Source organism: Clostridium sp., from assembly GCF_051278035.1.
Taxonomy (GTDB): domain Bacteria; phylum Bacillota; class Clostridia; order Clostridiales; family Clostridiaceae; genus Clostridium_AD.
Window position 1 is genome coordinate 1 of record NZ_JBNMNU010000163.1, and the last position, 9,604, is coordinate 9,604.

The 9,604-nt window shown below is 30.8% G+C and carries 10 protein-coding genes; all 10 read right to left on the minus strand.

The genetic code is table 11. The annotated features are described in order from the left end of the window. Positions 1 to 288: NrdR family transcriptional regulator (locus ACJAX4_RS18980; protein WP_435791004.1), on the minus strand; the 288-nt coding region annotated here is incomplete at its 3' end. Between the two features lie 79 nt (positions 289 to 367). Continuing rightward, positions 368 to 628 carry a YlmC/YmxH family sporulation protein gene (locus ACJAX4_RS18985; protein WP_435791005.1) on the minus strand — a complete coding sequence of 87 codons (261 nt, stop codon included), beginning with the start codon at positions 626 to 628 and terminating at the stop codon, positions 368 to 370. Between the two features lie 269 nt (positions 629 to 897). Beyond that, positions 898 to 1,404 (minus strand): sigma-70 family RNA polymerase sigma factor, encoded by a 507-nt coding sequence (locus ACJAX4_RS18990; protein ID WP_435791006.1) that lies wholly within the window; start codon positions 1,402 to 1,404, stop codon positions 898 to 900. A gap of 75 nt (positions 1,405 to 1,479) precedes the next feature. Continuing rightward, the gene (gene sigE, locus ACJAX4_RS18995; RefSeq protein ID WP_435791007.1) at positions 1,480 to 2,187 is read right to left on the minus strand and encodes an RNA polymerase sporulation sigma factor SigE; all 708 of its coding nucleotides are present in this window, start codon (positions 2,185 to 2,187) and stop codon (positions 1,480 to 1,482) included. A gap of 54 nt (positions 2,188 to 2,241) precedes the next feature. Then, positions 2,242 to 3,045, minus strand: a complete 804-nt coding sequence (spoIIGA, locus tag ACJAX4_RS19000) for a sigma-E processing peptidase SpoIIGA (protein ID WP_435791008.1) — start codon at positions 3,043 to 3,045, stop codon at positions 2,242 to 2,244. A gap of 305 nt (positions 3,046 to 3,350) precedes the next feature. Continuing rightward, complete coding sequence (gene ftsZ, locus ACJAX4_RS19005) at positions 3,351 to 4,442, minus strand: cell division protein FtsZ (protein WP_435791009.1); 1,092 nt, start codon at positions 4,440 to 4,442, stop codon at positions 3,351 to 3,353. Between the two features lie 15 nt (positions 4,443 to 4,457). Then, positions 4,458 to 5,699: a cell division protein FtsA gene (gene ftsA / locus ACJAX4_RS19010; protein WP_435791010.1), complete on the minus strand. Its 1,242-nt coding sequence runs from the start codon at positions 5,697 to 5,699 to the stop codon at positions 4,458 to 4,460. 273 nt (positions 5,700 to 5,972) lie between these two features. After that, on the minus strand, positions 5,973 to 7,028 hold the full coding sequence (locus tag ACJAX4_RS19015) for a type IV pilus twitching motility protein PilT (protein ID WP_435791011.1): 1,056 nt from the start codon (positions 7,026 to 7,028) through the stop codon (positions 5,973 to 5,975). A 160-nt stretch (positions 7,029 to 7,188) separates the two neighbouring features. Then, entirely contained in the window at positions 7,189 to 7,917 is a 729-nt protein-coding gene (gene sigK / locus ACJAX4_RS19020; protein WP_435791012.1) for an RNA polymerase sporulation sigma factor SigK, read from the minus strand. A gap of 71 nt (positions 7,918 to 7,988) precedes the next feature. Next, the coding region (locus tag ACJAX4_RS19025; RefSeq protein WP_435791013.1) for a penicillin-binding transpeptidase domain-containing protein at positions 7,989 to 9,604 on the minus strand (1,616 nt) is incomplete at its 5' end.

Sequence of the window (9,604 nt, forward strand, 5' to 3'; positions counted from 1 at the left end):
ATTTAGTTGTTTTTCTACTTCGTCACAAATGTTCTCAATTTGCATTCTAGATACTGGTCTCTTTTGGCATGCCTTCATTAAGCCATTTATTATTTTTGTTCTATCAAAATATTCCCTATTAAAATCTTTTTTGATTACTAAAATAGGTATATCTTCTACTTTTTCATACGTAGTATATCTTTTTAAACAACTAAGACACTCTCTTCTTCTTCTAATTGCAATATTATCCTCCGTTGATCTAGAATCAACTACTTTACTCTCTTCACAGCTGCAAAATGGACATTTCAATGCTCCTCACGCTCTTTTCTTAGTATAATTAGCAAGTATAATAACATTATACACTTTTTCAGATGAATTTATATAGTAATTACTCATTTTCCATGTTTATCTCACTGCCGTCTACAAGAATAACGTCTACACCAATTTTTTTCACTTTTTCCCAAGCTATCTCAATACTATTGTTTTTATTAAACCAAGATGATTTTATGCTTGGAAGTAATATTGAAATAATTCTATAGTCCTCGCAGTCAACTCTTAAATCTTTAATATATCCCATTTTAGAGCCTGAATTTATATCTATTATTTCCATCTGCCTTAGATTATTAATTGAGAACATTAAGCTTTCCATTTTTTTCCCTCCTTGTTAGTTTTCATAAAATCGTTTTTCTAAAACAACTAGTCCTTATTCTAGTTTATTTTTTAGTTCATTAACACTATATATTATTTATATTCAATAGATCCTAAAAATATTATTTTTTAATGTAACATTTTTAATTTTTTGAATTAATATCTAAATTTCTAAACGATAGTGTTATATATCATTCTCATAAAAAAAAGAGCCCCGTTAGAGGCCCTCTACTTACTTTCTAATTTACTATAATGCAATTTTCTAGTCTATTACATCTTTATTTCTGGTAGCATATCTAAAGCAAATACAATATCTTCTTTAGACAATTCTAATTCCTTTGCTATTTGAGATATAGTAGGTTCTTTCTTGCCTGAACTTACTAAATTATCCCTAACCTTCAATGCTTTATATGCAATATCCCTTAATGCTTTGCTAGCTCTTGTTTGATTATTAACTACTAAATATCTTCTTATTTCCTCAATTATTATTGGCAATGCATATGTTGAAAACTTATCACTTAGACTTAAATTAAATTTTTGAGTAGCCTTCATAACACCGATGCAGCCAACTTTAAATAAATCATCTACTGTCTTTCCTCGATTATTAAAGCGCTTTATTACGCTTAAAATAAGTTTTGTGTTTGCTTTAATAAATATTTCTTTACACTCGTAGTCGCCATGCTGTAATTTTAATAGTAGCTCATTCATTTCCTCTTGTTTTAATTCTGTTAAACTTGAAGAATCGAGTCTACATAATTCTGCTTCACTTATCATCATAAGGCCATCATCCCCTTCAAAATAATTACATTTAAATTATGGCCCTATGATTTAATTTTTATACTAGAGACAACCTTATACCATTTTATTAATTTCTTTCTTTAATCTTTTTATTATTCTTTTTTCAAGTCTTGAGATATAAGATTGTGATATTCCAAGAATATCAGCAACTTCTTTTTGCGTTTTTTCTATGGTTCCATTTAAACCAAATCTTAATTGAACAATTTCCTTTTCCCTTGAATTTAATCGTTGCATAGCAAGGCAAAGTAATTGTTTGTCCACATCATCCTCAATAACGTTGTAAACCACATCATTGTCTGTGCCAAGGATGTCAGAAAGTAATAATTCATTACCATCCCAATCGACATTTAGTGGCTCATAAAAAGAAATTTCTGTTTTGATTTTGCTGTTTCGCCTAAGATACATTAGAATCTCGTTTTCTATACATCTTGATGCATATGTAGCTAGCTTAATTTTTTTTTCGGGATCAAAGGTATTAACAGCTTTTATAAGCCCTATAGTTCCTACAGAAATTAAGTCTTCAACGTTTACACCTGTATTTTCAAACTTTCTAGCTATATATACTACTAGCCTTAAATTTCTTTCAATTAAGGTGGCTCTAACCTTTTTATCTCCTGTATCTATTTTAACTACTAATTCATCCTCTTCCTCCTTAGTTAAAGGAGGTGGTAGTGCATCATTCCCACCTATATAAAACAAATTTTTCGAAAACATTTTGAGCTTAACAAGTAACTTGTTTAACACTACATTAAAATTAAACATAACTTCCTCCTTATCGCTATTATTAACAGGTAATAATTAAATACACTTAAAGTATTAATTAAGTATACCTCTAGACATAAGCCCATTATAGTCGTTATCTTTGCTTAGTTTGTACTCACAAAATGCTATAATAACATCTCTTGTTTCAATATTTTTATCAATATGAATATTGATGTACTGAGGTTTAAAGCCTATAAGTTTACCGTTGGTTCCATTTACTACATTGTATGGAATGTGGTAGGTGTTATTTTCCTCTAGCATTATCTCACTTAGTATTTCACGTTCAACAATTAATACTGGCAAATTAGTGGCCGGCTCGCGAAGCTCATTCCCTGTATCTAAAAACGCCCTAATAGTTTTTTTATAACTCTTATTTACTATATCGACGGTAAATATCAAAGTTGACATTTTTTTTCTATCCCCTATAAAAACAATCATTCTATATATGAATATATAAATCATCATTACTGAAAGCATTAGTTTTTCATAGGGAAAATTAATTATAATTACATTAAATGATGTATCACCGGAGTTACTCATTGCAATATAAAAACACATTCCTGCTAAAAGAATTGAATAAAATATAAATACTATTGAAGCCTTAATATTGAATAATATATTTTTCTCTCTAAAAACAATTAAAATCATTACAATGACTATTAATATTTTAAAAGGTATATAAGACAAGTATTTAAGCTTGGGATACACTACTGTTAAAACATATAAGCTGCCTAAAAAACTTGCAAGGCACATCCGCATAAGATTTACTTTTTTTCTTAATGTTTGAACAGTGACGTGCAATATGAATAGATTAACTATAAAATTTACTAGTATAAGAACATCTATATATATTATCACTTGTCCTTCCTCCTTTAAAATATATTATATAACTTATACAATCAAAACTTTGTCATTATTTACTACAATTCTATATTTTTATTCTTTCATAAACCGCCAACAATTTCCATATTATTTTAAATTTAAAATATAAAAAGTACTCTACATTCTACATATACCTTTACTAACGCTATAAAATGCCTATAGTTACATCGTTGTTGTCCCAAAGGCATATTGACCACTGTAAAAATAAAGTACTAACAAACGCAAATAAAGTGCCATATAGGCACTTTATTGTTTATTAAGCATATTAAAATAAATACATCTTATTTATTTTGTCTTCTTAAAAAAGCTGGTATTTCTAAATCGGAAGTTTCATAATCTTTAGTATACGCAACTTCTTCAATAGGTTTTATTGTTTCTTTTCCTTTAGACTTAGGCGCAGTTTTATTTTCCACTACTCTGTCGCTTTCAAAACCAGTTGCAATAACTGTTATTCTTATTTCATCTTTTAGATCTTCATCTATAACTGCACCAAATATAATATTAGCATCAGGATCGGCTGCTTCTTGTACAATCTCTGCGGCTTCATTTATTTCAAGAAGGCCTAAGTCCATTCCACCTGTAATATTTAATAGCACACCTGTAGCTCCAACTATAGACGTTTCTAGTAATGGACTTGAAATAGCTTGTTTAGCAGCTTCTTGTGCTCTATTATCACCAGAAGCCCTACCAACGCCCATATGCGCAAGACCTTTAGCAAGCATAATTGTTCTAACATCTGCAAAATCAAGATTTACAAGACCTGGTATAGTGATTAAATCAGATATACCTTGGATACCTTGTCTTAAAACATCATCTGCCAATTTGAAAGAATCCATCAATGTAGTTTTCTTATCTACCATGGTTAGTAACCTTTCATTAGGAATTGTCACTAAAGTATCTACCGTTTCTTTAAGAGTTTTTATGCCAATTTCAGCATTAATCATTCTTTTCCTACCTTCAAACGGAAAAGGCTTTGTTACAACACCCACAGTAAGTATCCCCATGGATTTAGCAATTTCAGCAACCACGGGTGCAGCTCCAGTACCTGTACCGCCTCCCATACCTGCAGTAATAAATACCATATCTGCTCCTTTTATTGCTTGAGAAATTTCATCTCTACTTTCTTCAGCTGCCTTCATTCCAATTTCCGGATTAGCACCTGCTCCAAGTCCCTTAGTGAGTTTATCCCCAATTTGAATTTTCTGAACAGCCTGAGAAAGAATTAATGCCTGTTTATCTGTATTTATAGCTATAAACTCCACGTTTTTAAGTCCTTCAGTAATCATTCTGTTTATAGCATTGTTTCCTCCGCCACCACACCCAATTACTTTAATTTGAGCAAATTCCTGAATATCAACATCAAAATCTAGCACAACAATACCTCCTTTTTAGAAAAAATCTACAAAAAAATTTTTAACTTTTGATGCAAATTTAGTATTTTCCTTTTTATTTTGGGTTTTTGACATTTTGAGTTCATCTGATCCCTCAGATAAACTATTATTAATTTTAATATTATTTACAGCTTGGACAACTATACCCACTGCGGGAACATATATAGGGCTAGCAGCGCCTACATACTCCGGCGAGCCAATTCTAACTGGTTTATCCAATATGTATTTACTTAGTTCAATGACACCTCTAAATAAGGATATCCCCCCGCCAACAATAACAACGCCGGAGATTTCTTTATACGATCCACTATTTACCAAGTTACTTTTAATTAGATGTAATAATTCTTCTACCCTAGCCTGGATTATATCAACTAATAGATTGTTGTCGATTTCCATTACATTACTGTAAGAATCTTTAACTCTAATTTTTTCATCCTCAGTTCCTTTGCCTTTAACTAAACTTCCAAATTTAAGTTTTAATCTTTCACCTTCACTAAAAGGAACCTTAAGACAAACTGAAATATCATTAGTAATGTTCTCTCCACCTAGCGGAACTATAGAAGTATGTTTTAGATTCCCACTTTCGTAAATAGATATATCAACAGTTGCTGATCCAACATCTACGAGTGCTATGCCCATATCTTTCTCTTCTTTTATTAGAACAGCCTCTGATATCGCTGAAGGCCCTAGTACTATACCATTAACTTTAATCCCAGCCTTTTGCAAACTTTTTAATAAATTTCTAACCACTGTCGATTTTGCAACTACAACCTGTGCTTCAACTTCAAGCCTTAAGCCACTCATTCCTCTCGGATCTTTAATATTGTCATAACCATCAACAATATATTGTTCAGGCTCAACACCTACTATTTCATTATCTGCTGGAATTGAAATAAGCTTAGCTGCTTCTAACACTTTGTCCATGTCGCTCTGTTTAATTTCTTTGTCATCAGCAGATATTTCAATCATTCCTGTGTTTCTAACTAGTTCGCAAACTCCTCCAGGTAGTGATATATATCCTTCACTGATTTGTGAGTCTGTCATACGTTCGAGTTGTGTTATACATTGTTTTATAGATTCAGCTGTATTATCAATATCAATTACAACTGATTTATTTAAACCACTACATGCTACTGATGTAATGCCTATAATTTGAAGTTGTCCATTACTACTAATTTTACCAACGGCTCCACATATTTTTGACGTTCCTAAATCAATTCCTACTATTTGTTCATTCATTAATTCTAACCTCCCCTCATAAGAGAAACCTTAAGTTAACATATTCAACATAAAAATAAATTCTCCTCTTATTATTATCAATTTTTTATAATATTCATTGAAAATTTAAATATTTCTCACATTTAGCAACTTATTTAGCAATATATATAATTTAAATCTACAATTAGTAAATTATATTAAATTTATGATTAAAGAGTTAAATTGTTACTCTTAGTAATTATAATAGGAATATATAAAATATGCAATCTTATTTTGTTTAGTAATTTTATTAGACTAAAGTGATAACATTCTTACCATCATTTCAGTATCTACTGAATACGTCATTGCCTCATCTTTAGAGATAATACCTTTTTTAAATAACTCTGCAATTGCCATATCCATAGTTTTCATCCCATATTTCCCTCCAGTTTGAACACAAGACTGTAATTGATGTGTTTTACCTTCTCTAATAAGATTTTGGATTGCTGGGGTTGATACCATTACCTCAATGGCCGCAGCTCTTCCGATGTCATTAATTTTGGGAATTAGTTGTTGAGAAACTATTCCTTGCATTACAGCAGCTAATTGAACTTTAATTTGTTGCTGCTGATGTGGAGGGAAGACATCTACTATTCTATCTACGGTTTTTGCAGCACCAATAGTATGTAAAGTAGAAAAAACTAAATGTCCAGTTTCAGCTGCAGTAATAGCAATAGAAATAGTTTCAAGGTCTCTCATTTCCCCTACTAATATAACATCTGGATCTTCTCTAAGGATAGCTCTTAGCGCATTTTTATAATTTTTACTGTCCTTACCAATTTCTCTTTGATTAATAATGGATTTGTTATGTTTATGCAAATATTCTATTGGATCTTCGAGTGTTATGATATTGCAAGCTCTAGTAGAATTAATCTCATTAACCATAGCTGCTAGCGTAGTGCTTTTACCACTTCCAGTGGGACCTGTTACTAAAACTAAACCTCTTTGTTTTGTGGTAAGACTTCTAACAACCTCTGGAAAATCTAGTTGTTTCAACGTAGGTATTTTTAACGCTACTGCTCGAATTGCTATAGTATCGCTACCTCTTTGCTTATAAATATTAACTCTAAATCTTCCTAGACCATAAATAGAATAAGAAGTATCAATTTCTCCATTTTCACAGTACTCTTTATAAGTTTCCTCTAAAATTTCTCTTGAGTAATTTTCAGTATCTCCTGGTGTTAATTTATCTATCCCTACCTTTATTAGATGACCATTAACTCTAATAACTGGTACAGATCCAACCGTTAGGTGTAAGTCCGAGGCTTTTTCTTCGGTAGTTTTCTCTAGTAATTCACATAGTGATATCATTGTTTATCCCCCTGTTCGTTTAGTGAAGCTTTCCAATATCTAAGGCGAAATGAGCATTAATTCTTATAAAATTCACACCCTTCATAAGGTTCACACCATTTATAATCTCAGATTATTATATTCGACAAAATTATAAGATTATCCTTTTTTTTACTACCTATTATAATTTATTGTCATTATTCAAACTAGTTTTATTGTTGTTATTTAGCTCTCTATAAAGTTTCTTTAAAGCCCTTTTTTCGATTCTAGACACATATGATCTAGAAATCCCTAAAATTAACGCAATCTCTCTTTGGGTCCTAGTTTTGCCATCAAATAATCCATATCGCATTCTAATTATTACTTTTTCTCTATCCATTAAGGCCGCATTTATCTCATTATAAAGTTTTTTTATTTGTATCTTATTTTCCACTATCTCAATGATAGAATCTTTATCACTACTTAATACGTCCATTAGAGATATTTCATTTCCTTCTTTATCAATGCCAATAGGATCCTGAAGGTAAATTTCTCCTTTTGTTTTCTTGTTATTTCGAATAAGCATAAGTATCTCATTTTCTATACACCTTGCAGCATAAGTAGCAAGCCTTGTTCCCTTATTTGTATCAAAAGAGTCAATAGCCTTAATAAGCCCTACAGCACCTATAGATATGAGATCATCTACATCCTTTCCTGGGTAGGAATACTTTTTAACTATATGTGCAACTAGTCTTAAATTTCGTTCAACGAGTATTCCTTTGGCTAGTAAATCTCCGCCTTTTAGTTTTGTTAAATAAGATTTTTCTTCTTCTTCACTTAACGGTTGAGGGAATGAACTACTACCAGTAATATAAGCTGTTAGAAATGTAACATTTCCCAGAATATCTAATAAACAATTCATGAAAAACACGGATGTTCCTCCTAATAGTGCTTATTAATATAATATGATTTATTTTATTAATATTGCCTGTACATTAAAATTTATTTAATAAATTTTATAGCTTTCTTATTTATTACTTTCACTGTTTTAAGAGCCTCAACTATCTCTTTAAAAATTGGAGCAGCTGTGGTTCCACCCTCCTCGTCATCTTTTCCTTCACTATCAATATCAATATCAGGCACAAATACAACCATAGAATAGTTTTTCCCATTCAAATTGAAAAAGCCAACAAACCAACCATCCGAATGTTTCTTACCCTTATCATAATACTCAGTAGTTCCAGTTTTACCACCTATATCCATACCTTCTATGTAAGCCTGTTTCCCTGTCCCTTTGGTTACAACATCCATCATAAAGTATTTCATTGTTTCTGCTGTTTCACTTTTTAATACCTGCGAAGTTTTATAAGTTACTTCCTCTAAAACTTCATTAGTGTCATTTACATAAGCTTCTATTATGCTTGGCTGAACATACATTCCTTTGTTTATAACAGTATTAGGAATGTTAATAGCTTGAAGAGGTGTAATTCTATCTGTTTGCCCAATAGCAGACTGACTTATATTCCCATCATTGGTTGATAAATCCACCTTAACAATATTTTCAAAATGGAGATTTAATATCTTACTTAATAGTCCTTGTTTCTCAGCATAATCATATATGTTTTCAAGGCCTACCTTCGTGCCTATCTGAGCATATATGTCGTTAGAAGAATCATAATAAGCCCCTCCATGTGTATATTTATATCCATTTCCATGCTTATCAAGTTTCTCAAATGATTTACCATCCACTGTAAATATTTCATTCTTGTCTATTATGTTCAGATCCAGTCCCGCTTCAGATACAATAGTTTTAAATATAGATCCTGGATAAGCTATTCCTAAATTCGCATTGTTAAGCGTATCGTTCTTTTGTGCCATTGCTCTTATCTTTCCATTGGCACTCTCCATTAGTACAACACCAATTTGAGTATATTTTTCTTCATGAAGAATATCCTCAACTTTTTCTTGAATTTCTTTATCTAAAGTTAGTCTTACATTAACATTATTTTCTGGATATATAATTCTGCCGTCAGAAATTTTACCATCAACCTCTTTATCAAACCTAATTTTTTCGTTTTTATTATTTTTAGTTTTATTATATATTTGCATTTCTAAAGAGTCATCATCTTTGAATACAGGATATTGTTCACCGCTCTTATTGTATTTAGGATTTGATAATAAGTTTTCGATTTTCCAATATCTATCGTTAATTACTTCATTTGATTCAAAAGTATAAAAACCCTTTACACCATTGATATCCTTAATCTTATCAAACGTTACTTTGTCAATATTAAATCTTACTTTTTCAAAACTAACATTCTCTTTAATCTTGTCTAAATCATAGTTGACATTATAATTTCTTAAAGTAATGGTCAATACTTCCATGTCATATTTGCTGGTGTATTCATTAAATCTGAAATAATCCACTGGATCAATAACTGCAGTATATATCTTTTCATAATTTAATAGTGTCTTTCCATCACAATCGAGTAATTTATAACGCATACCATATTTTTCATCTATTGTGTACTGTGCATTAAACATTGCCTTTAAAGGCTCAGCCTTAAAATACATGTAATTTGATATTCTCCAAATCAATAAACAAAATAAAAGCATAA